The 26,294-nt window shown below is 62.0% G+C and carries 23 protein-coding genes and 1 tRNA gene; 15 read left to right on the top strand and 9 right to left on the bottom strand.

Annotated features, from left to right (window positions below; all coding sequences use genetic code 11):
- Nucleotides 1-26 precede the first annotated feature (26 nt).
- The 7 genes from HWE04_RS14150 (at nt 27) to HWE04_RS14120 (ending at nt 4,592) form a co-directional block, all read left to right on the top strand.
- A complete protein-coding gene (locus HWE04_RS14150) occupies nt 27-233 on the top strand; it encodes a hypothetical protein (RefSeq protein WP_241812765.1) in 207 nt (68 codons plus the stop codon).
- Nucleotides 234-321: 88 nt separating this feature from the next.
- Nucleotides 322-675, top strand: coding sequence for a hypothetical protein (locus HWE04_RS14145; protein ID WP_241812764.1), 354 nt, complete (start codon nt 322-324; stop codon nt 673-675).
- Entirely contained in the window at nt 665-2,716 is a 2,052-nt protein-coding gene (locus HWE04_RS14140; protein WP_241812763.1) for a replication endonuclease, read from the top strand. Before HWE04_RS14145 ends, HWE04_RS14140 begins: the two co-directional genes overlap by 11 nt.
- A complete protein-coding gene (locus HWE04_RS14135) occupies nt 2,713-2,859 on the top strand; it encodes a hypothetical protein (protein ID WP_008331387.1) in 147 nt (48 codons plus the stop codon). Before HWE04_RS14140 ends, HWE04_RS14135 begins: the two co-directional genes overlap by 4 nt.
- The gene (locus tag HWE04_RS14130) at nt 2,856-3,260 is read left to right on the top strand and encodes a hypothetical protein (protein WP_241812762.1); all 405 of its coding nucleotides are present in this window, start codon (nt 2,856-2,858) and stop codon (nt 3,258-3,260) included. Before HWE04_RS14135 ends, HWE04_RS14130 begins: the two co-directional genes overlap by 4 nt.
- A 47-nt stretch (nt 3,261-3,307) precedes the next feature.
- Nucleotides 3,308-3,529, top strand: a complete 222-nt coding sequence (locus tag HWE04_RS14125) for a DUF4224 domain-containing protein (protein ID WP_220407318.1) — start codon at nt 3,308-3,310, stop codon at nt 3,527-3,529.
- On the top strand, nt 3,522-4,592 hold the full coding sequence (locus HWE04_RS14120) for an integrase (protein ID WP_241812761.1): 1,071 nt from the start codon (nt 3,522-3,524) through the stop codon (nt 4,590-4,592). The genes HWE04_RS14125 and HWE04_RS14120 overlap by 8 nt, the downstream gene beginning before the upstream one ends.
- A 189-nt stretch (nt 4,593-4,781) precedes the next feature.
- On the opposite strand, the gene HWE04_RS14115 is transcribed toward HWE04_RS14120, so the two are convergent.
- From HWE04_RS14115 to HWE04_RS14105, 3 genes are all read right to left on the bottom strand, one after another.
- Nucleotides 4,782-5,159, bottom strand: a complete 378-nt coding sequence (locus tag HWE04_RS14115; RefSeq protein WP_220407317.1) for a response regulator — start codon at nt 5,157-5,159, stop codon at nt 4,782-4,784.
- 271 nt (nt 5,160-5,430) lie between these two features.
- Nucleotides 5,431-5,506 (bottom strand) — tRNA-Thr (locus HWE04_RS14110).
- Between the two features lie 111 nt (nt 5,507-5,617).
- Nucleotides 5,618-6,124, bottom strand: a complete 507-nt coding sequence (locus HWE04_RS14105; protein ID WP_006464390.1) for a hypothetical protein — start codon at nt 6,122-6,124, stop codon at nt 5,618-5,620.
- Nucleotides 6,125-6,444: 320 nt separating this feature from the next.
- Between HWE04_RS14105 and HWE04_RS14100 the strand changes: the two genes are divergently transcribed.
- Entirely contained in the window at nt 6,445-6,768 is a 324-nt protein-coding gene (locus HWE04_RS14100; protein WP_077238396.1) for a plasmid stabilization protein, read from the top strand.
- A 172-nt stretch (nt 6,769-6,940) separates the two neighbouring features.
- On the opposite strand, the gene HWE04_RS14095 is transcribed toward HWE04_RS14100, so the two are convergent.
- Complete coding sequence (locus HWE04_RS14095) at nt 6,941-8,083, bottom strand: branched-chain amino acid ABC transporter substrate-binding protein (RefSeq protein WP_006464388.1); 1,143 nt, start codon at nt 8,081-8,083, stop codon at nt 6,941-6,943.
- A gap of 204 nt (nt 8,084-8,287) precedes the next feature.
- Between HWE04_RS14095 and HWE04_RS14090 the strand changes: the two genes are divergently transcribed.
- The 3 genes from HWE04_RS14090 (at nt 8,288) to rpiA (ending at nt 11,828) form a co-directional block, all read left to right on the top strand.
- Nucleotides 8,288-8,800, top strand: coding sequence for an Lrp/AsnC family transcriptional regulator (locus HWE04_RS14090; protein ID WP_006464387.1), 513 nt, complete (start codon nt 8,288-8,290; stop codon nt 8,798-8,800).
- A 501-nt stretch (nt 8,801-9,301) separates the two neighbouring features.
- Nucleotides 9,302-11,065, top strand: a complete 1,764-nt coding sequence (locus HWE04_RS14085; protein ID WP_182992722.1) for a cation:proton antiporter — start codon at nt 9,302-9,304, stop codon at nt 11,063-11,065.
- A gap of 82 nt (nt 11,066-11,147) precedes the next feature.
- Complete coding sequence (gene rpiA, locus HWE04_RS14080; RefSeq protein ID WP_241812760.1) at nt 11,148-11,828, top strand: ribose-5-phosphate isomerase RpiA; 681 nt, start codon at nt 11,148-11,150, stop codon at nt 11,826-11,828.
- A gap of 108 nt (nt 11,829-11,936) precedes the next feature.
- On the opposite strand, the gene HWE04_RS14075 is transcribed toward rpiA, so the two are convergent.
- The 3 genes from HWE04_RS14075 to argA all read right to left on the bottom strand — a co-directional run bounded on the left by HWE04_RS14075 (nt 11,937) and on the right by argA (nt 16,584).
- A complete protein-coding gene (locus tag HWE04_RS14075) occupies nt 11,937-14,732 on the bottom strand; it encodes a M16 family metallopeptidase (RefSeq protein WP_241812759.1) in 2,796 nt (931 codons plus the stop codon).
- A gap of 170 nt (nt 14,733-14,902) precedes the next feature.
- Complete coding sequence (locus HWE04_RS14070) at nt 14,903-15,175, bottom strand: oxidative damage protection protein (RefSeq protein ID WP_006464383.1); 273 nt, start codon at nt 15,173-15,175, stop codon at nt 14,903-14,905.
- A gap of 95 nt (nt 15,176-15,270) precedes the next feature.
- Nucleotides 15,271-16,584 (bottom strand): amino-acid N-acetyltransferase, encoded by a 1,314-nt coding sequence (gene argA, locus HWE04_RS14065; RefSeq protein WP_102664680.1) that lies wholly within the window; start codon nt 16,582-16,584, stop codon nt 15,271-15,273.
- A 207-nt stretch (nt 16,585-16,791) separates the two neighbouring features.
- Between argA and hrpA the strand changes: the two genes are divergently transcribed.
- The gene (gene hrpA / locus HWE04_RS14060; protein WP_241812758.1) at nt 16,792-20,883 is read left to right on the top strand and encodes an ATP-dependent RNA helicase HrpA; all 4,092 of its coding nucleotides are present in this window, start codon (nt 16,792-16,794) and stop codon (nt 20,881-20,883) included.
- Nucleotides 20,884-21,003: 120 nt separating this feature from the next.
- The gene (gene dcd / locus HWE04_RS14055) at nt 21,004-21,573 is read left to right on the top strand and encodes a dCTP deaminase (protein ID WP_006464380.1); all 570 of its coding nucleotides are present in this window, start codon (nt 21,004-21,006) and stop codon (nt 21,571-21,573) included.
- Nucleotides 21,574-21,672: 99 nt separating this feature from the next.
- On the opposite strand, the gene HWE04_RS14050 is transcribed toward dcd, so the two are convergent.
- On the bottom strand, nt 21,673-22,599 hold the full coding sequence (locus HWE04_RS14050; protein WP_241812757.1) for a LysR family transcriptional regulator: 927 nt from the start codon (nt 22,597-22,599) through the stop codon (nt 21,673-21,675).
- Nucleotides 22,600-22,705: 106 nt separating this feature from the next.
- Between HWE04_RS14050 and HWE04_RS14045 the strand changes: the two genes are divergently transcribed.
- Together HWE04_RS14045 and HWE04_RS14040 are read left to right on the top strand one after the other, a co-directional pair.
- Complete coding sequence (locus HWE04_RS14045; protein WP_241812756.1) at nt 22,706-23,344, top strand: chromate transporter; 639 nt, start codon at nt 22,706-22,708, stop codon at nt 23,342-23,344.
- Complete coding sequence (locus HWE04_RS14040) at nt 23,341-23,871, top strand: chromate transporter (RefSeq protein WP_006464377.1); 531 nt, start codon at nt 23,341-23,343, stop codon at nt 23,869-23,871. Before HWE04_RS14045 ends, HWE04_RS14040 begins: the two co-directional genes overlap by 4 nt.
- Nucleotides 23,872-24,018: 147 nt before the next feature.
- Here the strand turns inward: HWE04_RS14040 and HWE04_RS14035 are convergent, their stop codons facing one another.
- The gene (locus tag HWE04_RS14035) at nt 24,019-26,271 is read right to left on the bottom strand and encodes an arginine/lysine/ornithine decarboxylase (protein ID WP_006464376.1); all 2,253 of its coding nucleotides are present in this window, start codon (nt 26,269-26,271) and stop codon (nt 24,019-24,021) included.
- Nucleotides 26,272-26,294: the final 23 nt, after the last annotated feature.

Genomic DNA, 26,294 nt, shown 5'->3' with positions numbered 1-26,294 from the left:
GCGGGATTCGCTCATCCTAAAAAATCATGATCACCGCGAATCTGAATGCAACGGCCGCTACCAGGCAGCATTTAAATGATGATCTGGCCGCGTACCTCTACGCACAAAGAATGCTGCGCCGTCGCTCTATCACAGGCCCGGAATGGGACGTGATCTGGGAGGGAAAGCACGCCATCGGCAATCGCCTTACATGGCGGCTTCAACTCTTGGGCGGGCTGCTGGGGGAGTGGTGATGCGAACCGTATTTGCCCACTGCGTGGCAGCTCTTCTGTTGCTCGCCTCGACCCTGTTGTCGGCACTCGGCTTGGTGAAAGGCTGAACATGCGCTGCGCCCGTATCAAGGACCATGCGTCATTCCGTCCTGCCACAGATCTGCTGCGCGAGCGTGCGGCGCAGGTGCCAACACCACCAGGCGATGAGGCTGCAAAAGCTGAGCTGGAGAAGGCCATGATGCTGCTGCGCACACGCAAGCGGCCAAACCACCAGATCGGCGTCGCCTATTCCTGGGCGGCCACTGCCAAGCCGGTGCGTCGGCACATCCTGGCACTGGCGGGCCTCCCGCCGGACCGCTGGGAATCCCCCATTCACTCCTTTACCGAAGCCGAACGCCTGGCCATGCGCCATGCGGTGCTGCGTGCAATCTCGACCTACGAAAGAGCCCTCAATGCAGTATAGAAAAGTCGATGCGAAGACGCGACGCCAGCACAAGGCCTTTCTCGATTCGCCTCAGTTCGCCAGCGAACTGGAACGCATCCCACTGAAGTGGCGCGGCCGTGTTGTTAGCCAGGCGCTTGAGCTCATGTCGGTATGGCACTGGCGCCGGATCTTTGAGCCTGTCGCCCTCGATTTCGTTCGTGACTTCGCTGACCAGTATGTGCCTGCCGGAATTGATCTGTCCCAAGATGACGCCGAAATCTGCGCCACTGCCGAGAAGGCCGCCGAGAACGTCAAAAAGATGCTTTGGAAGGCAATTTCCGACACGCACGCCCGCGACATCATCGAGCAGGAGTGCAGCGACTACGGCATTGACGTGCCAGAGGTGGACGACGATGACCTGCGCGCGATGATTGCGCGGGTAGTGGATCCGCGCTGGTGGCGCCGGCAACTGCGCAAGGTGGTCGGGCGTGCCTTCGAGGGCGGGAATATCCGCTTGGGCTATGTCCACTACCACGGCGAGCCCTATGCCAGCAATGATGCGGTGCTGTCGCGCCTGGCGCAGAACAAGCGCAATGCAGCGGCGTTGGAAGCGACGATGGTGCGCAACGAGGCTGGCCAGGAATTCAGCATTGCAGAGCTGGCCGAGAAGACCACCGCCAACAAAACCATTCGGCGCGGTGAGCTCATGCTGCGAATCAACGGTTTTGAAACCATTGCGAGGGAGTGTAAGGATGAAGGCCTGTTCCTCACGTGGTCTTGCCCGTCCCGCTTTCACGCGACGCTACACAGCGGCAAGCCCAATCCGAAATATGACGGCTCCGATCCGCGCACGGCTAACAAGTACCTGGGCAAGATGACGGCCCTGGCGCGCTCGGCACTGGCACGGCGTGGCATCGGTCTGTACGGCTTCCGCATTGCTGAACCGCATCACGACGGCTGCCCGCACTGGCACATGCTGGTGTTCGTGCGCGCTTTGCCGGGCTACACCACCCCACACGTCAAGGACGTGGCCGGCCGCGCTATCCGCGTGATGAAGCGCTACGCCTGGCGCGTGGACCGCGGCGAGCCGGGTGCATTCAAGCGCCGTCTTGACGTAAAGCGCATTGACTGGTCGAAGGGCAGCGCCGCCGGCTACATCGCCAAGTATGTGGCCAAGAACATTGACGGCGTGGCCGATCACAAGACCAAAGAAGGCTATGTGGTGACCACTGACACGGCCGGTGATTATGAACTGACGCCATCGGCGCGCGTAGAAGCCTGGGCCGCCCGTTGGGGCATTCGGCAGTTCCAGCAGTGGGGCGGCGCTCCTGTGAGCGTCTGGCGGGAGCTGCGCCGCGTGCCGGCAGACATGGTGCAAGAGGCGCCGCCAGCGATGGCCGCCGCTTGGGATGCCGTACAAAAGGTCGAGGGCGAGAAGCGTGCATGCTGGGCCAGCTATTTGCGCGCTCAAGGCGGCGCCATCGTGAAGCGCGACGATCTGATGGTCACCCTGGCCAAGGAACCGAAGACTGTCATCGGCCGCTATGAAGAGTGTGAGCGCGTAATGCCCTACGGCGTCCAGTGCCGCCAAATGGTCGGGGTGGTGTTCAAGTCCGTTCGGCATACATGGACGCCAGTTCAAGGGCACGACGCCCGCGCATCGGCGGGTTCGGGGTCCCCTTGGACTCGTGTAAATAACTGTACGCAGCCCGCTGGACCTGACTTTGCGGCCGATGTGTCCTTCGAGCCGAAGACATCACCAGCACCGGTAATGTTCAAGCCCGACCAGGCCGCGCAAATCGATCATGCCTGGCTCGCTCTGGGCGCATGCCCCTGGCCCCGGCCAGCGGTGGACGACAGGCCGGCAGGGCCAGTGCCGGACATGACAGCCGACGAACAGCGCAGCGCGCTCACCGCCTGGGACGACATCAAGGCATGCCCGTGGCCGCGGATGGCCGCTGTGCCGGACAGCTCCCCGCGCCATGGAACGCCGCGCCAGGTCGCGGACTGGCGCGCCGGCCGGATCGCTGTGACCGAACTTCCAGTTAATACCAACCCAACGAAAGGGAACGCCCCATGACCGCGTTTCGTGTCGTCGTGCGCACTGCCAGCGCACGCCATTCCTACACCGCCATCGCAGCACATAGCTGCGACGTGATCGCCGCCGCCGTCGATCGCTTTGGCGTGTGCTCTGTTACGGCCATTCAGGAGAACCAGAAGTGAACGCAACCGCAACCGCTAATTCCGACGTGTCTTACCGAACCGAAGGCTACGCCGCCAAGTATTTCGCCAAGCAGCCGAAACAGCGTGATTTCGTCATGCTGCCACCCCAGACCCTGGACCGGATTATGTTCAATACACCTGATGACGGCTTGTTAGCAGGCTATGTGTCGGTCATCCGTCAGCACCTGGGCAACGGTCAGAAATTCGCATGGGTGGAGCTGGACAACGAGCTGGCGGGGCAATTCCGCGGAGTACCGCTGGTTGACATTATTTGCAGCGATGACATGGGAAATTCGCGCCGCCGTGCAGTCGAAAGCGGCGGATCAAGACGTCTTTATCTGGCCGACTATAGCGCCAGCCTGGCCGATGAGTTGCGGACGGCTCAAGCGTCCGCAGCATAATTCCACAGCAATGGCGTCCTCCCGCTGGGTGGCGTCTGGAGAATAAAATGTTCTTGAATGATAAAGAACTTACAGATTTGACGAAGCGCAAGCGCGCGAAAGCGCAGCAGAGACAACTAAATGCAATGGGCATTCAGTACAAAGTACGGGCCGATGGGACGCTCGTGGTTTTGCACGCGCACGTCGAGCGGATCTTTGGGGGGGATGAACAGAATCCTCGTCCACGACGCACTCGTGAGCCGAACTGGGAGGCATTGAGGCATGCCTAGAAAACGAAATCCGGAGAATCGCGGCTTGCCGGCGCGCTGGCAATTTACTCACGGTGCATACTATTATCAGGTTCCTCCCGGACTAGAAGGCCGGTGGGACGGAAAGAAAAAATTCCGATTGGGCGGGACCCTTCCTGAAGCTTACAAGACTTGGGCGTTGCATTTGGAATATGAGCGTAACGCTGAGACAGTGGGCGAACTTTTGGAGCGATACGCCTTGGAGGTCGTGCCAACGAAGAGTCCCAAACAGCAGCTCGATGAGAACCGCTACGCTGGCCAACTTCGCACGGTGTTCGGTGAGCTTCTCCTCGCTGACATCCGGCCGCAACTTATTTATCAATTTCTTGATAAATCATCGAGGAAGGTCGCTGCACGTCGAGCTATCGCACTGCTTTCACACGCCTTTACTAAGGCGGTCGAGTGGGGCTATATCGACCGTCATCCGTTCATTGGTCAGATGCGCCTTACCGCAAGTCCGCCGCGTGATCGATATGTAGAAGATTGGGAGATAGTTGAGTGCCTCTCGCTTCAGCCACATGGATCGGGAGGATCGTCCGGCATACCGATGATCCAGACGTATATAAGGATCAAGCTTCTGACTGGTATTTCCAAGGGAGATTTGCTTCGGCTGCGGCCATCCCTAGACTTCAAGGATGATGGAATTCACGTCCAGCGACGGAAGGTAAAAAATTCAACAGGAAAACGGACCATATATGCCTGGACGCCTGAGCTGAAGGAGGAGGTAACACACGCATTGGCACTGCGCCCGAAAAAAGTAGATTGGCTATTCTGCACCCGCAAAGGAACCAGTTACTACAACGAAGAGAAGGACGATTGCAGCAGCTGGGATTCGATTTGGCAACGATTTATGGCACGGGTCCTGACGGAAACCAGAGTGAAGCAAGCCTTCACTGACCATGATCTGCGCGCTAAGTGCGCCAGCGACGCTGAGACGCTGGAACAGGCGAGGGCGCTTCTAGCGCACGCAGACAGCCGAACAACTAAGCGAATTTATCGCCGTCGCCCTGAAATCGTTCAGCCCCTGAAAGGGCGATTTGCTTAGCCTTCTGTTCGCGAACTTCGATGAGCTCAGACTGCGAGATTTCTGAGTTGAGCTCCTTCTATTTCGCTTGTAATCGGTGTTTCGGCTGGCGGATCGTGAATGTCGTACGCAACGGCGTACGTCAACTGAGCCGCCATGCAGGCGATATTCGCCATGGATAGTCGCTCGTTGAGTGTTTGTAAGCCTTTTCTATAAGACCGCGTCGATAGTCGCGAGCAGTAAATTCAACGGACAGGGCTTAGTCAGCAAAGCGGCAAAGTGCTTTCTCGCGTACCAGGAGTTGATCATGGGGGTAGCACTTAAAAGCACTATGGGTATTGCAGACAGTCTGTCGTCAGCTTTTAGGTTTTCGGCGAACTCCAGCCCGTCCATAAAGGGCATGCGTAGGTCTGTAAGAATCACATCCACCACTGCATCTCGGCTCAACAGCCAAGCAACGCCCATTGATCCATTTGATGCCTCGAACACGCTGTAGCCTTGGCCTTGTAGTGCTTCCGAATAGAGCGCGCGCACATCGTCGTTGTCTTCGACAACGAGTATCGTACGGCGGCCTGCCTGTACATTCATGACCGAGTCCTGGGGAAAGCTGAGCCGCATTAGTGCAACCCATAGCTGATTATGGGGACACCCGGCGGAAAAGGGCATCAGCTGCTTTCCCAAAAATCACGAAAAGTCTCCGTCGGTCACGTAGGACAAACTCCGGAGGAGGACTGGGATGGGAAAAGGGTACGGACGACTCACCGAGCTCGGCCAAACGCATTGGCAATTGGGACCGAATAGCACAGCAGGGGTTCAATAGCACAAAGGCTTCCAAGCGCTAGCCTGGAAGCCTTATAAATGGTGCTGATGGGCGGAATCGAACCGTCGACCTACTGATTACGAATCAGTTGCTCTACCAACTGAGCTACATCAGCAAAAGTCCGCGATTATAGCGGTTTCTTTCTGCCAATTCCACTCCCCACGGAAAATTCCCGCCCCTTCGCCCCAAGGGGCAGGACCGGCTATTTAGGGCGGGGAGTCAAGGATCAACCATCGATCTTCCGATCCTCTTCCTTGGCCTCTTTCATGGCATCCGGCTCCAGTTCTTCGGCAGAACGGTTGCAATAAATGAAATATCCCCATGCCGCCAGCAGCACGCCCGTGCCTGCCAACAGGGCTGCGGCGTAGACCAGGTCGGCGGCTTCTTCGTGTACCGCGCGGAAGGTCATGACCAGGCCTTCGATGGCCAGGGCGACGATCACGACCACGAAAAACCGCGACAGGAAGCGCCTTACGCGCGTAGGGGCGCTGATGTTGGCATCACGGACGACTTCTTCCTCGGTGATGGTCTCGGCGATCTGGAAGGCGACGACCGCGGCCGCCAGGATACCGATGGCCTCGATCAGTGCCTGGGCTTGCGACAAGCCCATCCCCTCGACCACCGCCTCGTAGCCCATGCGGGCGGCAATGATGATGAGCGCCAGCGCGCCCAGCGCAAAAAGCACGGCAATCGTGCCGTGTACAACGCCAAATACTGCCGTGATCCGTTTCATCGCTTCTTCCCCTTCATCTTGTCATTGAGAGCGATTGGACTGATCAGGTGCGGAAAGGTTGTCTGCCTGTGAACGGTCTCAGAAGAGGGGGCATGACTCGCGCAATGCAGGCGGCGCGGCGATATGGGCAAGGAAAATTGTTTCCTTGCGGCACCATCTGCCCGCACCGAAGGCTGGCTTCCAGATGTCTTACAGCGGGTTCAGTCGTTGTGGTATGGCTGGTGCGCGGGCCGGGGTCCTATCCTGACGTTGTCAGCTTCGGTCATGTTCAACTCGCCGGCGAGGTACTTTACTCGCGGGCCAGCGTCAAGGAGGTCATCATGCCCCAGTCAGCATGGAGCAATAAGCGGGAACGTCAGTATGAACACATCAAGTCGGGCGTCCTCAAGCGCGGCGCGAGTACCAGCCGTGCAGAGGAAATCGCCGCCCGTACGGTCAACAAGGAGCGCGCTCAGCACGGGGAATCCCGTTCTGCCAGTGCCAGCTCTCTGCACGATATGCCCGCCTCGCGCCGGGGCGGTCTGCGGTCGCACAAGGGGAGTGGTGGTCGCACTTTCAAGCAGCTTTATGCCGAGGCGGCGGCGCGCAACATCAAGGGACGTTCGGGAATGAACAAGGCGCAGCTGGAAAAGGCACTGGCCTAGCGCGGTACCCGATTTCCGCCCACGGCTCACGTGCCGTTCGCGTTTGCGCCGGCAGGAAGGACAACGCCCCCGATGTACTTCGGGGGCGTTGCTTATTGCGTGCTGCTGTTTTGCCCTGCAGTCTGCAGCCGTATCAGCGCTTCAGGCGGCAGGACGGTGCATGCGATCTGGCTTACTTGGTCACTGCCAGCAGGGTACGTTGACCACCCTTGTAGGTGTACAGGGTCAGGGAGCCGTCCTTGATGTCACCCTTGGCGTCGAACGCGATCACACCGGTCACGCCCTTGTGGCTGATCTTGGCCAGTTCGGGCAGGTACTTCTTGGGATCGGCGGAGCCGGCCTTGGCCATGGCATCAGCCACGGTCATGGTGGCGTCGTAGGCATAGGCGGCGTTATAGACGACGTCGATGCCGAACTTCTTCTTGTAGGCCGCGCGGAAATCATCCATGCCCTTCTTGCCGGAATCATCCACGCCACCTGCTTCGGCGCAGACCACCTGGTCTTCGCCCAGGCCATCACCGGCCAGGCTGGGCAGGGAGCCGGTACAGATACCGTCGCCACCCATGAACTTGGCGTTGATACCCAGCTGCTTCATCTGACGCAGCATCGGACCACCGACCGCATCCATGCCGCCGAAGAAGACCACGTCCGGCTTCTTGCCCTTGAGCGAGGTCAGGATGGCGTTGAAGTCGGTGGCCTTGTCGTTGGTGAACTGGGTGCCGACGATGGTGCCACCGGCAGCCTTGGCGCCCTTGGCAAATTCTTCAGCCACGCCCTGACCGTAGGCGGTACGGTCGTCGATCACGGCGATATGCTTGGTACCCAGCTTCTGCACCGCATACTTGCCCAGTGCTGCGCCCAGTTGCGCATCGTTGGCTACCACGCGGAAGGTGGTCTTGAAGCCTTGTTGCGTGTACTTGGGGTTGGTGGCCGACGGCGAGACCTGCGGAATGCCGGCGTCGCTGTAGATCTTGGATGCCGGGATGGTGGTGCCGGAATTGAGGTGGCCGATCACCGCAGCGACCTTCTGGTCGACCAGCTTGGTGGCCACTGCAGTCGCTTGCTTGGGGTCCGACGCGTCGTCTTCACCGACCAGTTCGAACTTGACCTTCTTGCCGCCGATGGTGAAGCCCTTGGCGTTCAATTCTTCGACTGCCATGCGGGCGCCGTTCTCGTTATCCTTGCCCATGTGGGCGTTAGGACCGGACAGCGGGCCGACGTGAGCGATCTTGACCACTTCCTGGGCATGCGCGGCGCCTGCGAATGCCAGACCGATAGCAGCAGTTAATGGAATAATGGCGCTCTTGAGTTTCATAGATTTCCTCTGTAGATTGGATTGACCACTTTTAATGTTTTGTCTCACTACACAGCTTTATTCAGATCCCTGTTGCGGTGACCTGGCGTCCCGCTTTGCTTTCGTCCCCGACTTTCTGAATAATGCAGACGGTACAACATAAGAATCGGCTAAGCCAAGTTTTTTTTGAGCGGCCTACCTGTAAATCATCCTCATATTTGTCCCATGCCTGCCAAACTTCATACGCTCGATAAGGTGGATCGCAAACTGCTCAACATGCTGCAGAAGGACAACCAGATTTCCACGCGCGTACTGGCGGAAAAACTGCACATCTCGCAACCCACCTGCCTGCGCCGCATCCGCGACCTGCGCGAGGCCGGCATCATCAGCGCCGAGGTGGCGATGGTCGATCCTTTTGCGCTCGGCTACGGCATGCTGGCCTTCCTCGAAATCTCGCTGAACAACCAGTCGGACCAGCACATGCAGGACTTCGAGCAGCGCATGGCCAAGGAGGCCGAGGTCATGCAGTGCTACTTCGTCTCTGGCGAATATGATTACTTCCTGGCGGTGCATGTGATCGACATGGATGCCTACTATCAGTTCGTCAGACGTGTGATCTCTGGCTCCGGCAACGTGCGTCACTTCCAGTCGCGCTTCCCGATGAAGCGCGCCAAATTCACCACTCGCATCAGTTTCGATGAGAAGGCGGCCGAGGTGCAGGTGCGCGTGCCAGGCTGATCTGGCCTGCCGGAGTGTGCGTGTATCGGCGTTTCATTAGGCCTGGCGAGCCGTCTTCATAGCATCCTGGCCTCGCATTTACTAAGTTTACTTAGTTTCACCATTCCCCTTCTTCGTCCTGTAGAGCGCGTCTTGCCATCGGGCTGGCACGTAGTTTGCATTGCGTGGCGGTTGTCAGTTGTGTTATTTTCGGGATATCCAGTGGTGTGCGTTGAAGATGGCCGCCCGCCGCTGCATCCTCGCCAAGGTGGCATCGCGGTCACAGGCAGCAAGAGCGGACACAGATCAGCATCCAGCGTCGGCGCACGCCAGGCCGGCCACTCGGCAATACCCAGCAATCCCTATCATCCACCGTCTGCGGCCTGAGTCTGCAGGGCGCCGCATTGCCTGACCTGCCGTCTTTGTTGCCGGCAGCCGCAGGGGATTGGCAGCCTGACTTGCCGCCGGATTGGGCTCAAGCCACCACTTCCGTCACACAGAACAGAAAGGAAAACCCGCACGATGCACGAAGTCGAGTTATTCATCCAGGACATGGCGATCATCATGCTGATCGCCGGCATCGTCACCGTTGTCTTCAACAAGTTGAAACAGCCGGTGGTGCTGGGCTATATCGTCGCGGGCGTGATCATCGGCCCGCATACCCCGCCGTACGACCTGATCCAGGATGAGAAGACCGTGCACATCCTCTCGGAGCTGGGCGTGATCTTCCTGCTGTTCTCGCTGGGGCTGGAGTTCAGTCTCAAGAAACTGGCCAAGGTCGGGGCCACCGCCTTCATTGCCGCCGCCGCAGAAATCCTGCTGATGATCTGGATCGGCTACGAGATCGGCCTGTATTTCGGCTGGAAGCGGATGGACGCCATCTTCCTGGGCGCGATGCTGGCCGTGTCCTCCACCACCATCATCGTCAAGGCCCTGAATGAGCTGGGCATGAAGAACGAGAAGTTTGCCCAGATCATCTTCGGCATCCTGATCGTGGAAGACATCCTGGCCATCGGCATGATCGCCTTGCTCTCCGGGGTGGCCACCAGTGGTTCGGTCGATTCCACCGAAGTCTTCACCACCGTGGGCAAGCTGGTGCTGTTCATGACCGTTTCGCTGGTAGTGGGCATCCTCGCGGTGCCGCGCCTGCTGAGCTTCATCGCCCGCTTCAAGAGCCAGGAGATGCTGCTGGTGGCGGTGCTGGGCATCCTCTTCGGCTTCTGCCTGCTGGTGATGAAGCTGCAATACAGTGTGGCGCTGGGGGCCTTCCTGGTGGGGGCGGTGATGGCCGAGTCGCGCCATCTGCATCGCATCGAACGCCTGGTCGAGCCGATCCGCGACATGTTCTCCGCCATCTTCTTCGTGGCCATTGGCCTGCTGTTCGATCCCAACGTGCTGGTCAAGTACTGGATGCCGATCACCGTCATCACCCTGGCCGTGGTCTTCGGCAAGCTCATCAGCTGCGGCCTGGGGACCTTCGTGGCCGGGCAGGGCGGGCGTACGCCGATGCGCGTGGGCATGGGCCTGGCGCAGATCGGCGAGTTCTCTTTCATCATCGCCGCACTGGGCCAGAGCCTGAAGGTCACCAGCGACTTCCTCTATCCCATCGTGGTGGCGGTGTCGGCGGTGACCGCATTGCTCACGCCCTACCTGATCAAGGCTGCCGACCCGCTCTCGGCCAAGGCGGTCACGCTGGTGCCGGCACGCGTATCCGGGCTGATGGGCATGTACTCCAACTGGCTGGAAAGCCTGCAACCGACCGGCGACCGCGCCGAACTCACGCGCATCATCCGCCGCATCCTGATGCAGGTGATGGTGAACCTGGCGCTGGTGATCGCCATCTTCATCGGCGGTGCCTTCTTCGTCGATGGCCTCTCGCGCCAGCTGTCGGCCTGGACGCCGGATTCCGACGTCCAGAAAGCCATTATCTGGGGTGGCGCGCTGGTGCTTTCCCTGCCATTCCTGATCGCCACCTATCGCAAGCTGCAGGCCCTGTCGATGTTGCTGGCCGAGGTCAGCGTCAAGCCCGAGTTCGCGGGAGCGTATACTTCCGGCGTGCGCAAGGTCGTCTCGGAGGTCTTGCCCATCATGTCCATCGTCGGCATCATGCTGCTGATCTTCGTGTTGAGCGCCAGCATCCTGCCGCCGCTGAACCTGCTGGCCTTCGTGCTGGCAGCCGCAGCCGGGCTGCTGTGGTTGCTCTGGAGCAAGCTGGTCAAGCTGCATTCGCGGTTGCAGATCGCGCTGTTCGAGACGCTGGACGAGAAGCCGGATGATGTGCACTGAGCGGCAATCATCCCGTTGTATAGGAATTTAGGGCTTCCGGAAAACCGGATCCCAGGGTTTTATTTACGTTGGACGAAAGAAAATGACTCAAGACGAACTCAAGCTGGCTGTGGCCAAGGCCGCCATCGACTACGTGGTCGATGGCGAAATCATCGGTGTGGGTACCGGCTCCACCGCCAATTTCTTCATCGATGAACTGGGCAAGATCAAGCATCGCATCAAGGGCGCGGTAGCGTCTTCCGAGGCGACGGCCGAGCGCCTGCGGTCGCACGGCATCACGGTGTTCGATCTCAATGAGGTCGAGACCATGCCTGTGTATATCGATGGCGCCGATGAGATCAATGCCGGTGGTGCCATGATCAAGGGCGGTGGTGCAGCGCTGACCCGCGAAAAGATCGTGGCCTCGGTGGCGCAGAAGTTTGTCTGCATCGCCGATGGTTCCAAGCTGGTCGACGTGCTGGGCAAATTCCCGCTGCCGGTGGAGGTGATCCCCATGTCGCATGCCGTGGTGGCCCGCAAGCTGGCTGCGCTGGGTGGGGAGCCGCGTCTGCGCCTGAACAAGAATGGCGACGGCCAGCCGCTGGTGACCGACAACGGTTGCTACATCATTGACGTGCTGGGCCTGGCCATCACCGATCCGGCCGATATCGAAGACAAGATCAACAATATCGTCGGCGTGGTCACCAATGGTCTGTTTGCCCGCCAGGGTGCCAATGTCTGCTTGCTGGGCACCGCCGACGGCGTCAAGAAGCTGGCGTTCTGAGGCACCTGTTCTGAAGGACGAGCAGCAGCTTCTGCGTTCCTGCAAGACGCAAGAAAAAATGGCCGTGTCGCGAGACACGGCCATTTTCGTTGCTGCCAGTGCTGTGGGTCAGTGCTGTGCAGCCTTGGCCTTGACTTCGTCCCGCGCAATGACCACGGTCATGCGCGCCGGATCAAGATACTTGCGTACCGCCGCATTGAGTTGCGCCAGCGTCAGGTCGGCCAGTTTCAAATCCAGCTGCTGCTGCCACAGGAAGCTACGGTCCAGGTTCATCAGCGCCGTCCAGCTGGTGGCGATGCCGCCATCGCCGGCGCGCTGCTGGTTGCGCTGCTGCAGGATGCCGGACTTGGCGCGCAGCAGTTCTTCGTCCGTGAAGCCGTCCTTGATGAGGCGGGTGATTTCTTCGCGCACGGCGGCATCGACCTTGTCCAGGTTCTGCGGGGCCGCGATGGCGCGCACGCTGAAGTAGCCCGCATCACTGATGGCGCCCACCTGCAGCCCGCTGTTGATGCCGTAGGACAACCCATCCTGCTGGCGGATACGGTCGGCCAGGCGCGACTTGAGGCTGGAGCCGCCCAGCAGGTAATTGGCCACCGCCAGCGCCGGATAGTCGGGATCGTCATCGCGCAGGCGGATGTTCTGGCGCGCCAGATAGACGCCGTTTTCCTTGTCGGGAGTATCGATGACGATACGCTTGGCAGGGATATCGGCCCAGGTGTGCAAGACTCGTGCATAGGGGGCCGGGCTGGCCCAGCCGGCGAAGGCCTGGTCGATGGCGGCACGGGTGGCCTGGACGTCTAAGTCACCGACGATGGCCAGCTCGCCATGGGAGGCGCCGTAGAAACGCTGGTGGAAGGCCTTGACCTGTTCCAGCGTGACCGCCTGCACGGCGGCAATGCGCTGCTCCAGCGTTTGCGCGGCACGCCAGTCGCCGCTGGGGTAGTGGTCGAAGTGCAGTTGCAGGGCTTCGGCGGCGCGGGCGTCCGGTTCCTTGCGGGTGGCTTCCAGTGCCGCCAGCGTTTCATTCTTCAGTTGCGTGAATTCGGCCGGGTCCATGCGCGGATGGCGCAGCACCTCGCCGGCCAGCGCCAGTGCCGGGACCAGGTTGTCGCGGGTGGTCTGGAAGCGATAGACGTTACCATTGATCTTCAGGCGCGTGAATTCATCGGCCAGCTGGCGACGATCCAGTTTCTCCGTGCCGCGCAGGAGCATGGCAGCCGTCAATTGGGCCACGGCACGCTGGCCGAACAGACCCTGGGCATCGCCGAATTCCAGGTTCATGCTCACCGATACCGTCTGCCCACGCGACTTCTTGGGCAGCAGTGCCAGGTTCAGCGAGGTGTGCGGCGGCTGTTCCGGTGCGATGCGGGTGGTCCGCTGTTCGATGTTGCCGGGCGCCGGGTCGAAGGCTTCCCCGGAGGCGATGGCCGGGCGCGGCTGGTATTGGGCCAGCAGTGCCTCCACGCTGGGCGCGGCGGGGACCTCGCTGCGTTGCGGGTGATCCTCCGGCAGGTACAGGCCCACGGTGCGATTGTCGCGGCGGAAATACCTGGCGGCAGCCGCAGCGATGTCGGCACTGCCCAGGCGCTGCTCCAGGTCGCGGTCGATGAATACCAGCCGCCAGTCACCACGTGCAATCGCATTGGACATGGCCACGGCCATCTGTTGCGGATTGTTCTGCAGGGTCTCGAAGTTGTTCCCGCTCTCGCGATGCAGGCGCGCCACTTCCTCGGCTGTCGGCGGCGTGGTGCTGAAGGATTCCACGGCCGCGATCATGGCCTGCTTGACGGGTTCGACGTCGGCTCCGGCCTTGAGCTGCGCCACGATCATCTGCAGCCCCGGTGCGAAGCCACTGAGCTGCATCGAATAGACCGCCGTCGCCAGTCCGGTCTCCACGAGCGACTTGTGCAGCCGGCCGTTGGGCGTGTCGGCCAGGATGTCGCTGGCGAAGGAGAGGGCGGTCGCATCCGGGTGCAGTGCGGAAGGCATCTTGTAGCCCAGCGCTACCAGTTGCAGGTCGCCACGCCGGCGGATGGCGAACTGGCGTTCACCGTCCTGGGTCGGCTCCACGGTCCAGAATTCCGGCAGCTTGCGCTTGGGGCGGGGCAGGCGGCCAAACGTCTGGTTGACCCATTGCAGCACCTCGGCCGGCGCGAACTTGCCGGCGATCAGCAGCACCGCATTGTCTGGCTGGTAGTAGGTGCGATAGAAGGCCTGCAGGTTCTCGATGCGGACATTCTCGATGTCGCTGCGCGCACCGATGGTATTGCGGCCATAGCTGTGCCAGTCATAGGCCACGCTCTGCATGCGCTTCAACATCACCCGCGAGGGGGAGGTCTCGCCCGCTTCGAATTCGTTGCGCACCACGGTCATCTCGCTGTCGAGGTCCTTGCGCGCAATCCTGGAATTGACCATGCGATCGGCTTCCATGGCGATGGCCCATTGCAGGTTGTCCTGGCCGGCCTGGAAGGTCTCGTAGTAGTTGGTGCGGTCCAGCCAGGTGGTGCCGTTGAAGTTCATGCCGCGCTTGCTGAACTCCTGCGGAATGGCCGGATAGCGCGGCGATCCCTTGAACATCAGATGTTCCAGCAGGTGGGCCATGCCGGTCTCGCCATAGTTCTCGTGACGCGAGCCGACCAGGTAGGTGATGTTGACGGTGACGGTGGGTTTGGAGTCGTCCGGCAGCAGCAACAGTTTGAAGCCATTGGCAAAACGGTATTCGCTGATGCCCTCGGCACTGGGCCCGGCGGTCACACCAGGCGGCAACGCCAGGGACGCACCGGTAGCGGCTGTGGTGGCGCTGGCCGGGGTGGCTGCGGCAGTGGCAGCGTAGGAAGCCGGGGCCGCGAGGGCCAAGCCCAGGCTGAGGGCGAGGAGGGCAAGGCGCAGATGACGCAAGGACAAGATGGACTCCAGCAGGAAGACGGATGCGAGGGTGGAATGGTAGACCCAGCCGCATTGTAGCCTCAGCGATACGGCCCCATGCGATGCACGCAGGCAAAAAAATCGCCGCCGTGGCGGACCAGGGCGGCGCTGTGCGAGCGGGCAGCCATCCGAGCCGCCCGGCCCCGCGCTTATTCGCTGGGCGGTACGAAACCGGCAGCCGCATCGGCACCTTCGCCGAAGAAATGCTTTTCCATCTGTGCCGCCAGGTACTTGCGGGCGCGGGCATCGGCCAGCATCAGGCGGTTTTCGTTGACCAGCATGGTCTGGTGCTTCAGCCAGGCGGCCCATGCCTCCTTGGAAACGCTTTCATAGATGCGCTTGCCCAGTTCGCCCGGATAGGGCGGGAAGTCCAGGCCTTCGGCTTCCTTGTTCAGTTTGATGCAGTGGACCATGCGTGCCATGTCGATTCCTTGGTTCGTTAAGATGAAATGCCTGGGACGGGCGGGCCTGCGATGGGGGTCAGCGGTTGAGCCTGCTCACGTCCTGACGAAAAAATTCAATACAGGTTCTTGATCAGCACCTGCGATTTGCGTTGCCAGTTGTAGATCTGCTGGCGGTCCTGCGGCAGGTCGTTCACGCCTGCCAGCACGAAGCCGCGCTTGAGGAACCAGTGCGAGGTGCGCGTGGTGAGCACGAACAGCTTGGTCAGTCCGGCTTCGCGGGCGCGGGTCTCGATGTGCTTCAGGATACGGTCGCCATCGCCCTGGCCTTGCACTTCCGGGTTGACCGTCAGGCAGGCCATCTCGCCCATGCGTGCCTCGGGGAAGGGATAGAGGGCGGCGCAACCGAAGATGACGTTGTCGTGCTCGATCACCGAGAAGTAGTGGATTTCGCGCTCGATCAGTTCGCGGCCGCGCTTGACCAGCGTGCCATCGGCTTCCAGCGGTTCGATCAGTTTCAGGATGCCCCCCACGTCCTCGATGGTGGCCTGGCGTAGGCTCTCCAGGTTTTCGTAGGTGACCATGGTGCCTACGCCGTCGTGGGTGAACAGTTCCAGCAGGGCCGAGCCATCGGTGGCAAACGGCACGATGTGGGCACGCGAGACGCCCGCATTGCAGGCCTTGACCACGCTGGCGAGGTAGAAGGCCGCATCCGATGGCAGGAAGCCCGCCGACAGCACGGCTTCAGCCTGGTGCGAGGAGAGTTCGCGAATCTCGGCCCCGGCGGCATCCTTCATCATCGGCGTTTCCGACAGGAAGATCAGCTTTTCGGCGCGCAGCGCGATGGCCGCCGAGACCGCCACGTCTTCCATGGTCAGGTTGAAGGCTTCCCCGGTGGGCGAGAATCCCAGCGGCGAGAGCAGGACGATGCCGCCCGCATTCATGATCGGCTGGATCACGTCGGCGGCAATCTTGCGCACCACGCCGGTCAGTTGCAGGTCCACGCCATCGAAGACGCCCATCGGACGGGCCGTGACGAAATTGCCGGAGATGACACGGATGGCCGAATGCGCCATCGGCGTATTGGGCAAGCCCTGGCTGAAGGCGGCCTCGATATCCAGGCGCAGCTCACCTGCGGCTTCCTTGGCACATTCCAGGGCGGTGCTGTCGGTGACGCGCAGGCCATTGTGAAAGCGCGCCTCGACGTTGCGCAGTGCCAGTTGCTCGGCCACCTGCGGGCGCGAGCCGTGTACCACCACCACCCGGATGCCCAGGGCGTGCAGCAGCGAGAGGTCCTGGGCCAGGACCTGCAGGTCGCCGGCCGTGACCAGCTCACCCGGGAAGGCGACCACGAAGGTCTTACCGCGGAAGGCGTGGACATAGGGCGCGACGGAACGCAGCCAGTTGACGAATTCGGTCTGTTTTTCCATGACGCGCATTATAACCAGCGTCGGCGCTGGGCGTAGGCTTGCGCGCTACCAGCGGCCAGATTTCTTGCAGGGATGTTGCAAAGCGGGACCAATGGCCCGACCAGCATGACCGGCGGAGCCTGGCCAGACTGCCCGAACTTGCACCATGGGCCCGGCAGCCGCCTGCAGCCTGACCGGGCGGGCCGTGGCAGGTATAATGTCGGCCTCATGTCCGTTACCAAAGCACCCACCACCACGCCCGGCGCCGAGCCGCAGAAGAACCCGCAGCAGGAGCGCCCGCGCAATGAGCGCAATGGCCGCGATGGCCGCGTTGGCCGCACCCCGCGCCGCGCCGATCCCGCCGCTGACGCCGCGCCGCCGCTGCGCAACCCGCTGCCGCCGGTCACCTTTCCGGAAGAGCTGCCGGTCTCCGGCCGCCGCCACGAGATCGCCGAGGCGCTGCGCCGCCACCAGGTCGTCATCGTCAGCGGCGAGACCGGTTCCGGCAAGACCACCCAGTTGCCCAAGATCTGCCTGGAGCTGGGCCGTGGCGAAAAGGGCTTGATCGGCCACACCCAGCCGCGCCGTATCGCCGCCTCGTCCACCGCCAAGCGCATCGCCCAGGAACTCAATTCCCCGCCCGGTGAGCTGGTGGGCTACAAGGTGCGCTTCAATGACACCCTGTCCAAGGGCGCCTGGATCAAGCTGATGACCGACGGCATTCTGCTGGCCGAGACCCAGACCGATCCGCTCTTGCGCCAGTACGACACCATCATCATCGACGAGGCGCATGAACGCAGCCTCAACATCGATTTCCTGCTGGGCTACCTCAAGCAATTGCTGCCCCGGCGTCCCGACCTGAAGATCATCATCACCTCGGCCACCATCGACGCCGACCGCTTCGCCCGCCATTTCGGCCGCGAGGTCAAGGGCGAGATCGTACCGGCCCCGGTGATCGAGGTCTCGGGTCGTCTGTATCCGGTGGAAATCCGCTATCGGCCCATCGACAATGCCGACCGCAGCGGCGTCTCCACCGAGGTGGCGCAGGCCCGCGCCCGTGCCGAAGGGCGTGCCAGCCAGGCCCAGAAGGACCGCGAACAACGCGACCTGATGGATGCCGTGGTCGACGCCGTCGATGAGCTGGCCCGCATCGGTTCTGGCGACGTGCTAGTGTTCCTGCCCGGCGAGCGCGAGATTCGCGACGCCGCTGAAGCCCTGCGCAAGCACCATCCGCCGCATGTGGAAATCCTGCCGCTGTTTGCCCGCCTGTCGGCACAGGACCAGGAGCGCGTCTTCAAGACCAGCAATGCCCGACGCATCGTGCTGGCCACCAACGTGGCCGAGACCTCGCTGACGGTGCCGGCCATCCGCTACGTGGTCGATGCCGGCCTTGCGCGTGTGAAGCGCTACAGCTATCGCAACAAGGTCGAACAGCTGCAGATCGAGCCGGTGGCGCAATCGGCCGCCAACCAGCGCGCCGGCCGTTGCGGCCGGGTGGCGGCGGGGGTGTGTATCCGTCTGTATGACGAGCAGGATTTCCTGCAGCGCCCCAAGTTCACCGACCCGGAAATCCTGCGCTCCTCGCTGGCCTCGGTCATCCTGCGCATGAAGTCGCTGCACCTGACGGACGTGGAGAGCTTCCCCTTCATCGAACCGCCCCTGGGGCGCGCCATCGCCGATGGCTACCAACTGCTGCAGGAGCTGGGCGCGGTAGAAGAGCAGGACGGCGTGAACCGCCTCACGCCCCTGGGCAAGCAGCTGGCGCGCCTGCCGCTGGACCCGCGTGTGGGCCGCATGATCCTGGCCGGTCGCGACAATGCCTGCCTGACCGAATTGCTGATCATCGCCGCCGCCGTCTCGGTGCAGGACCCGCGTGACCGACCGATGGACGCGCAGAACGCGGCCGACAACGCGCACAAGAAATTCGCCGATGAGAAATCCGAGTTCGCCAGCTACCTGAAGATCTGGAAATGGTTCGAAGAAGCCATCGCCCACAAGAAATCCAATCGCCAGCTGCAGGAACACTGCCGCGAGAACTTCCTCTCGCAGTTGCGCCTGCGCGAGTGGCGCGACGTCCATTCGCAATTGCTGACCATCGTCAAGGAACAGGGCTGGCGCCTGAACGAAGCCGCGGCCACCTATGACCAGCTGCACCTCGCGCTGCTGACCGGCCTGCTGGGCAATGTCGGCTTCAAGAGCGAGGACGATGCGCAATACCTGGGCGCACGCGGCATCAAGTTCAACATCTGGCCCGGCGCACACCTCACCAAGAAGCCCGGCCGCTGGGTGATGGCCGCCGAGCTGGTCGATACCGCTCGCCTGTATGCCCGCTGCGTGGCCAACATCCAGCCCGAGTGGCTGGAAAAGCTGGGCGGCCACCTGCTGAAGAAATCCTGGGGCGAGCCGCGCTGGGAGAAGCGCGCCGCGCAAGTCACGGCATCCGAGCGCGCTACGCTCTACGGCCTGGTGGTGTATAGCCAGCGCCGCATCAACTACGGCAACATCAACCCGGCCGAGGCCCGCGAGATCTTCATCCGTGATGGTCTGGTCGGTGGCGACTTCGACACCCGCGCCCCGTTCTTCGCGCACAACCAGAAGCTGGTCCGCGAGATCGAGAACCTGGAACACAAGTCGCGCCGCCTGGACGTGCTGGTGGATGACGAGCTCATCATCGGTTTCTACGACAAGCTGATCCCGCACGACATCTGCAACGGCGTGGACTTCGAGAAGTGGCACAAGCAGGCCACCGCCGCCGATCCCAAGCTGCTCTACCTGAACCGCGACGACCTGATGCGCCACGAGGCGGCCGGCGTCACCACCGAACTCTTCCCCAAGACCATGAACGTGGCCGGCATCGCCATGGCGCTGTCCTACCACTTCGAACCGGGCGCCCCGCGTGACGGCGTCACCCTGACCGTGCCGCTGTATGCCCTGAACCAGGTCTCGGCGGACCGCTGTGAATGGCTGGTACCGGGCATGCTCAAGGAAAAGGTGCATCTGCTGCTGAAATCCCTGCCGCAGAAACTGCGCCGCCACTGCGTGCCGCTGCCCGATTACGCAGCGCGTTTCTGTGAGCGCATGGAAGAACGCAAGACCTTCGGACGCGGCAACCTGATCGACGCCATCATCGCCGACATCCGCGAACAGATCACGCTCCTGGTCAAGCCCAGCGACTTCAAGCAGGAGACGCTGTCGGCCCACCACGCGATGAACTTCAAGATCATCGACGAACATGGTCGTCAGCTGGAAATGGGCCGCAACCTCGCCGCCCTGCAAGCCGAGTTTGGCGGCCAGGCCCGCCAGCAGTTCCAGAAGCTGGCCGAGCAGGTGGCCATCGCACCGCGTGATGATGGCGACGACGAAGCTGCCGTGCCGGCGACACAGAAGGCGGCGCCCAAGGGAGCCGCCACCTCCACCGCCGCGGCATCGACAAACGCTGCACCGGCTTCCACAGGCGAGTACAGCAACCTCACCGGCTGGAGCTTCGGCGAGCTGCCCGAACTGCTGGAAATCACCCGAGGCAGCGGCAAGCAGGCACAGACCCTGATCGGATTCCCGGCGCTGGTGGACCGCAAGACGCATTGCGACCTGGAAGTCTTCGACGACCCGGCCGAGGCTGCGCGCTTCCATTACACCGGCCTGCGCCGCCTGTTCGCGCTGCAGATGAAGGAGCAGCTGAAGTACCTGGAGAAGAACATCCCCGGCCTGCAGCAGATGGGCATGCAATTCATGGCCCTGGGTTCGCAGGAAGAATTGCGCGAGCAGATCCTGAATGCCGGCCTGGAACGCGCCTTCCTGCAGGACCCGCTGCCACGCAATGCGGACGAATTCAATCGTCGGCGCGACGAAGGCAAGGCCCGCCTGGGCCTGCTGGTCAACGAGATTGCCCGCCTGTGTGGCCAGATCCTGGCCGAATATCATGCCCTGCCCAAGAAGCTGCAAGGCATCAAGGCCCACGCTCAGGCCGCGGCTGACATGCAGGCGCAGCTTTCGCAACTGGTGGGCAAGCGCTTCGTGGCCGAGACCGACTATGGCAACCTCAGCCACTATCCGCGCTACCTCAAGGCCATCAACGTGCGCCTGGACAAGCTGCGCGCCGATCCGGCCCGTGATACGCGCCTGTTGGGCGAATGGAACTCGGTGGCGCTGCCTTACCAGCGTGCCCTGAAGGACCGCGCCGGCCGCGCCGATCCCAAGATGACCGAGTTCCGGTGGATGCTGGAGGAATTGCGTGTGTCGCTGTATGCGCAGGAACTGAAGACGCCCATGCCGGTGTCGGTGAAGCGCTTGCAGAAGGTGTGGGAGAGTATGCAGCGCTAGGTACGTGATTGGCAGCGGGGCACGGCCCGAAAACCGCTTCCACGCTGCGATTCAGCCAATTTCCACCGATTTTCGCGTAAAATGCGTGATTCTTTGAATCAGTCGAGTACGTCGAACACCATGGCCATCAAGTCAGACAAGTGGATCCGCCGCATGGCGGAGCAGGAAGGAATGATCGAACCCTTCGAGCCGGGGCAGGTGCGCCAGTCGGCGGACGGGGCCAAGATCGTTTCCTACGGCACCTCGTCCTATGGCTACGATATCCGCTGCGCCGACGAATTCAAGATCTTCACCAACATCAATTCCACCATCGTCGATCCGAAGAACTTCGACGAGAAGTCCTTCGTGGATTTCAAGGGTGATGTCTGCATCATCCCGCCCAACTCCTTCGCGTTGGCCCGTACCGTCGAATACTTCCGCATCCCGCGCAGCGTGCTGACCATCTGCCTGGGCAAGTCCACCTATGCGCGCTGCGGCATCATCGTCAACGTCACCCCCTTCGAGCCGGAATGGGAAGGCTACGTCACCCTGGAGTTTTCCAATACCACGCCGCTGCCGGCCAAGATCTACGCTGGCGAAGGCTGTGCCCAGGTGCTGTTCTTCGAGAGCGATGAAATCTGCGAAACTTCCTATAAGGATCGCGGCGGCAAGTACCAGGGCCAGCATGGCGTGACCTTGCCCAAGACCTGAGCGCGTCGCGGCGTCAAGCTGATAAACGATTTATAAAGAAGGCTTCCTGCGGGAAGCCTTCTTTGTATGGATGGCGCTTCTGCCATATGTCGCACATGTTCAACGGCGCTTGCGGCCGGCGCTTAGTTTCAGCGCCTCTTCCCGCATCAGCCGCGCAGCGCCGCTGATGCTGCCGGTCCGGTAGGCCAGGTGCAGCGGGGCTTTCAGGTCCGAGGCTCCGGTCAGCCTGAGATAGACCACCCCCTCCGCATTGACCCGTGTCATCGACGCCGGGATCACCGCCACACCGACCCCTGCGGCGACCAGCGACAGCGTGGAGAGGTTCTTGCGCGCCTCCTGGAGCACCTGTGGCGAGAAGCCGGCCGCGTGGCAGGCGGCGATGATGGTGTCGTACAGGCCCGGGCCGTTGGGCCGGCGCGTCATGATGAAGGATTCCTCGGCCAGGGCGTGCAGGGCGATGCTCTTGCGCTTGCCGCCGTCGGCCAGCGGATGGTCGATGGGTAGCGCGGCGACCATGTCTTCCACCAGCATGGTTTCTATCGTCAGCCCGCTGGCGTCGCCCACCGGCGAGCGCACGAAGGCGAGGTCGAGCCGCTTGCCGCGCAGTGATTCGATCAGTTCGTTGGTATTGCTCTCTTCCACCGTCATGATCACGTCCGGCGCATCGGCGCGGAAGGCGCGGATCACCGAATGCACGAAGGGATGCAGCGAGGCCGATTCGGTGAATCCCACCGCGATGCGCCCCATCTTGCCCTGGGCGATGCGGCGCACGCTGGCCACCGTGGTATCCAGCTGGGTCAGCAGGGCGCGGGCGTCGACGAGCAGGGCGGCGCCGCTGTCGGTCAGTTCCATGCCGCGTGGCAGGCGATTGAACAGGGTCACGCCCAGCTCGCGCTCCAGCACGCGGATCTGCTGCGACAACGGCGGTTGCTGGATGCCGATGCGTTCGGCTGCCTTGGTCAGGTGGCCCTCTTCGGCAACGGCGATGAAATAGCGCAGCAGGCGCAGGTCGATGGCAGGTGACATATCGTATGAATATGGATAGGCTATCTGACATATATTAGACAAAAACCCTCCCCAAGAGTAGCCTTTCATTCATGCGGCAATCACGCCGCGCCTGCATGAGACGACGATGAGCACTCCCGATCCCCTGGCCCCAGAGCGGCCTGTCCCCACTACCAGAGAACTGTTCCTGGGCTTCCTCGGCCTGGGCATGACCGCCTTCGGCGGGGCGCTGCCGCTGGCGCATCGCATGATCGTGGAACGGCGGCGCTGGCTGACCGAACCCGAATTCGTGGAACTGCTGGGGCTGTGCCAGTTTCTGCCGGGCGGCAACATCATCAACCTGTCGGTGGCGCTGGGCATGAAATTCCGCGGCTGGAAGGGCGCGCTGGCAGGCATCACCGGGCTGATCGCGGTGCCGTCCATGGTGGTGATCCTGCTGGGCATGATCTACCAGCACTTCCAGCATGACCCCAACGTCAAGCACCTCTTCGCCGGACTGGCCGCGGCCGCGGCCGGGCTGCTGATCCAGATGGCGGTGAAGATCGCGCTGCCGCTGCGCAAGAACCTGGTGCTGGCCGGGGTTGCCATCGTCTGCTTCGTGGCCATCGCCTTGCTGCGCATCCCGCTGCTGTGGGTTATGCTGGTGATGACGCCGATCAGCGTGATCCTGACCGCCCGCTACGGCGAGCGTTTCGCCGCCCGGCCGCAGGTTGCTGCTGCCAAGGATGGCGGCAAGGACACCGCCAAGAAGGAGGGCGCGCAATGAGCCAGACCCTGATCGCGTTGGCCATCATCTTCACGCAGTTGTCGGTGCTGGCCTTCGGTGGCGGCAATACCATCCTGCCGGAGATGCAGCGCCAGGTGGTGGAGGTGCATCACTGGATGACGGCCGAGGATTTCAGTGCCCTGTTTGCCCTGGGCCAGGCCGCGCCCGGTCCCAACCTGATGGTGGTGACCCTGGTGGGCTGGCATGTGGCCGGCTTCTGGGGGATGCTGGTGACCAGCCTGGCCAAGTTCGGGCCGTCGTCCATCATCACCATCATCATGCTTCACGTGTGGGAGAGGTTCAAGGACAAGCCCTGGCGGCGTCACGTGCAGGCCGGGCTGCTCCCGGTGACCGGCGGATTGGTGGCGGCATCGGCGTTGCTGATCGCCCAGGCTTCGATCACCCATGGCTTCCTGGCGGCGATCACGGCGGCCACCGCCATCATCGCGCTCAAGACCAAGATCCATCCGTTGTGGTTATTGTTTGGCGGGGCCTTGGCGGGGTTCTTCTATCTCGGCACTTTCTGACGGCGCGGCTGGCGCGGAGTCCCTGCGCCTTCGATACGCGGCAGAGCCGCTACTCAGTCCGAACGGGAGTGGGTATGTCGATCCCGAAAAGAAAACAGCCGATGCCTTCGCAGGCATCGGCTGTTTTTTTACGTTCAGCGCTGAGGCTTATTGCTTGACGCAATCCACGAAGTAATCGCGGCGGCCGTTGACTTCGCGCTTGACCAGACCGTGCACGTCGGTTTCGAAACCAGGGAATTTCTCGTTGAAATCACGGGCGAACTTCAGGTAATCGACGATGGTCTTGTTGAAGATTTCGCCCGGGATCAGCAGCGGAATACCCGGCGGATACGGGGTCAGCAGGATCGAAGTGACGCGGCCTTCGAGTTCATCCAGGGGGACGCGGTCGATCTCGCGGTGGGCCATCTTGGCGAAGGCATCCGAGGGCTTCATGGCCGGTTGCATGTCCGAGAGATACATCTCGGTGGTCAGGCGGGCCACGTCGTAGGCACGGTAGGTCTCATGGATCTGCTGGCACAGGTCGCGCAGGCCCAGGCGCTCGTAGCGCGGGTTGCGCTGGGCGAACTCGGGCAGGATGCGCCAGATCGGCTGGTTCTTGTCGTAGTCGTCCTTGAACTGCTGCAGCGCCGTCACCAGCGTGTTCCAGCGGCCCTTGGTGATGCCGATGGTGAACATGATGAAGAAGGAATACAGGCCGCACTTTTCCACGATCACGCCGTGCTCGGCCAGGTACTTGGTCACGATGGAGGCCGGGATGCCGGTCTCGCCGAACTGGCCGTTCAGGGCCAGGCCGGGGGTGACGATGGTGGCCTTGATCGGGTCCAGCATGTTGAAGCCCGGTGCCAGGTCGCCGAAGCCGTGCCAGTCGTCCTCGGCCTTGATGACCCAGTCTTCGCGCTCGCCGATGCCGTCGGCGGCGAAGCTGTTGGGGCCCCAGACCTGGAACCACCACTCATCGCCGAACTCCTGGTCGATCTTCTTCATGGCGCGGCGGAAGTCGAGCGCCTCGATGATGCTTTCTTCCACCAGCGCTGTGCCGCCGGGGGCTTCCATCATGGCCGCGGCGACGTCGCAGGAGGCGATGATGGAGTATTGCGGCGAGGTCGAGGTGTGCATCAGGAAGGCTTCGTTGAAGGCATCCTCGTCCAGCTTGACGGTTTCCGATTCGCGCACCAGGATCTGCGAGGCCTGCGACAGGCCGGCCAGCAGCTTGTGGGTCGACTGGGTCGAGAAGATCAGCGACTTCTTGGCGCGCGGGCGGTCCTTGCCGATGGCGTGCATGTCCTTGTAGAAGTCGTGGAAGGTGGCGTGCGGCAGCCAGGCTTCGTCGAAGTGCAGGGTCTCGATTTCGCCGTCGAGCATGTCCTTCAGGGTTTCGACGTTGTAGACCACGCCGTCATAGGTCGACTGGGTGATGGTCAGGATGCGCGGCTTTTTGTTCTTGGCTTCGCGGGCGAAGGGGTTGGCTTCGATCTTGCGCTGGATGCTTTCCAGGGTGAACTCTTCCAGCGGGATCGGTCCGATGATGCCCAGGTGATTGCGGGTGGGCATCAGGAACACGGGAATCGCGCCGGTCATGATGATGGAGTGCAGGATGGACTTGTGGCAGTTGCGGTCCACCACCACGATGTCGCCGGGGGCGACGGTGGAGTGCCACACCATCTTGTTGGAGGTCGAGGTACCGTTGGTGACGAAGTAGCAGTGGTCGGCATTGAAGATGCGCGCCGCATTGCGTTCCGAATTGGCCACCGGGCCGGTGTGGTCCAGCAGCTGGCCCAATTCTTCCACGGCGTTGCAGACGTCGGCGCGCAGCATGCGCTCGCCGAAGAACTGGTGGAACATCTGGCCCACGGGCGACTTCAGGAAGGCCACGCCACCGGAGTGGCCGGGGCAGTGCCAGGAATAGGAGCCATCCTGGGCGTAATCGACCAGGGCGCGGAAGAAGGGCGGGGCCAGGCCGTCCAGGTAGGACTTGGCTTCACGGATGATGTGGCGGGCCACGAACTCCGGGGTGTCTTCGAACATGTGGATGAAGCCGTGCAGTTCGCGCAGCACATCATTGGGGATGTGGCGCGAGGTACGGGTTTCACCGTAGAGATAGATGGGGATGTCGGCGTTCTTGTGGCGGATCTCGCTGACGAAGGCGCGCAGGGCCTTGAGGGCGTGGTCGGTTTCCTCGTCGGAGCCGGCCCCCATTTCCTCGTCGTCGATGGACAGGATGAAGGCCGAGGCGCGCGACTGCTGTTGTGCGAACTGGGCCAGGTCGCCGTAGCTGGTCACGCCCAGCACTTCCATGCCTTCGGCTTCGATGGCGTCAGCCAGGGCGCGGATGCCCAGGCCCGAGGTGTTCTCGGAGCGGAAGTCTTCGTCGATGATGACGATGGGGAATCGGAATTTCATGGAATTCTCCAGGCTTCGCGCGC

Source organism: Herbaspirillum sp. C7C2 (genome assembly GCF_022627865.1).
Taxonomy (GTDB): Bacteria; Pseudomonadota; Gammaproteobacteria; order Burkholderiales; family Burkholderiaceae_D; genus Herbaspirillum; species Herbaspirillum frisingense.
This window is presented reverse-complemented; position numbering and strand designations above follow the sequence as displayed.

What these genes read in the sequence shown, in the direction of transcription:
- HWE04_RS14135 (WP_008331387.1), top strand. Translation starts at nt 2,713, where the DNA reads ATGACCGCGTTTCGTGTCGTCGTGCGCACTGCCAGCGCACGCCATTCC.
- rpiA (WP_241812760.1), top strand. Translation starts at nt 11,148, where the DNA reads ATGACTCAAGACGAACTCAAGCTGGCTGTGGCCAAGGCCGCCATCGAC.
- HWE04_RS14070 (WP_006464383.1), bottom strand. Translation starts at nt 15,175, where the DNA reads ATGGCACGCATGGTCCACTGCATCAAACTGAACAAGGAAGCCGAAGGC.
- HWE04_RS14050 (WP_241812757.1), bottom strand. Translation starts at nt 22,599, where the DNA reads ATGTCACCTGCCATCGACCTGCGCCTGCTGCGCTATTTCATCGCCGTT.
- HWE04_RS14035 (WP_006464376.1), bottom strand. Translation starts at nt 26,271, where the DNA reads ATGAAATTCCGATTCCCCATCGTCATCATCGACGAAGACTTCCGCTCC.
- HWE04_RS14040 (WP_006464377.1), top strand. Translation starts at nt 23,341, where the DNA reads ATGAGCCAGACCCTGATCGCGTTGGCCATCATCTTCACGCAGTTGTCG.
- argA (WP_102664680.1), bottom strand. Translation starts at nt 16,584, where the DNA reads ATGGAAAAACAGACCGAATTCGTCAACTGGCTGCGTTCCGTCGCGCCC.
- dcd (WP_006464380.1), top strand. Translation starts at nt 21,004, where the DNA reads ATGGCCATCAAGTCAGACAAGTGGATCCGCCGCATGGCGGAGCAGGAA.
- HWE04_RS14100 (WP_077238396.1), top strand. Translation starts at nt 6,445, where the DNA reads ATGCCCCAGTCAGCATGGAGCAATAAGCGGGAACGTCAGTATGAACAC.
- HWE04_RS14150 (WP_241812765.1), top strand. Translation starts at nt 27, where the DNA reads ATGATCACCGCGAATCTGAATGCAACGGCCGCTACCAGGCAGCATTTA.
- HWE04_RS14105 (WP_006464390.1), bottom strand. Translation starts at nt 6,124, where the DNA reads ATGAAACGGATCACGGCAGTATTTGGCGTTGTACACGGCACGATTGCC.
- HWE04_RS14045 (WP_241812756.1), top strand. Translation starts at nt 22,706, where the DNA reads ATGAGCACTCCCGATCCCCTGGCCCCAGAGCGGCCTGTCCCCACTACC.
- HWE04_RS14095 (WP_006464388.1), bottom strand. Translation starts at nt 8,083, where the DNA reads ATGAAACTCAAGAGCGCCATTATTCCATTAACTGCTGCTATCGGTCTG.
- HWE04_RS14085 (WP_182992722.1), top strand. Translation starts at nt 9,302, where the DNA reads ATGCACGAAGTCGAGTTATTCATCCAGGACATGGCGATCATCATGCTG.
- HWE04_RS14115 (WP_220407317.1), bottom strand. Translation starts at nt 5,159, where the DNA reads ATGAATGTACAGGCAGGCCGCCGTACGATACTCGTTGTCGAAGACAAC.
- HWE04_RS14145 (WP_241812764.1), top strand. Translation starts at nt 322, where the DNA reads ATGCGCTGCGCCCGTATCAAGGACCATGCGTCATTCCGTCCTGCCACA.
- HWE04_RS14120 (WP_241812761.1), top strand. Translation starts at nt 3,522, where the DNA reads ATGCCTAGAAAACGAAATCCGGAGAATCGCGGCTTGCCGGCGCGCTGG.
- hrpA (WP_241812758.1), top strand. Translation starts at nt 16,792, where the DNA reads ATGTCCGTTACCAAAGCACCCACCACCACGCCCGGCGCCGAGCCGCAG.
- HWE04_RS14140 (WP_241812763.1), top strand. Translation starts at nt 665, where the DNA reads ATGCAGTATAGAAAAGTCGATGCGAAGACGCGACGCCAGCACAAGGCC.
- HWE04_RS14090 (WP_006464387.1), top strand. Translation starts at nt 8,288, where the DNA reads ATGCCTGCCAAACTTCATACGCTCGATAAGGTGGATCGCAAACTGCTC.
- HWE04_RS14125 (WP_220407318.1), top strand. Translation starts at nt 3,308, where the DNA reads ATGTTCTTGAATGATAAAGAACTTACAGATTTGACGAAGCGCAAGCGC.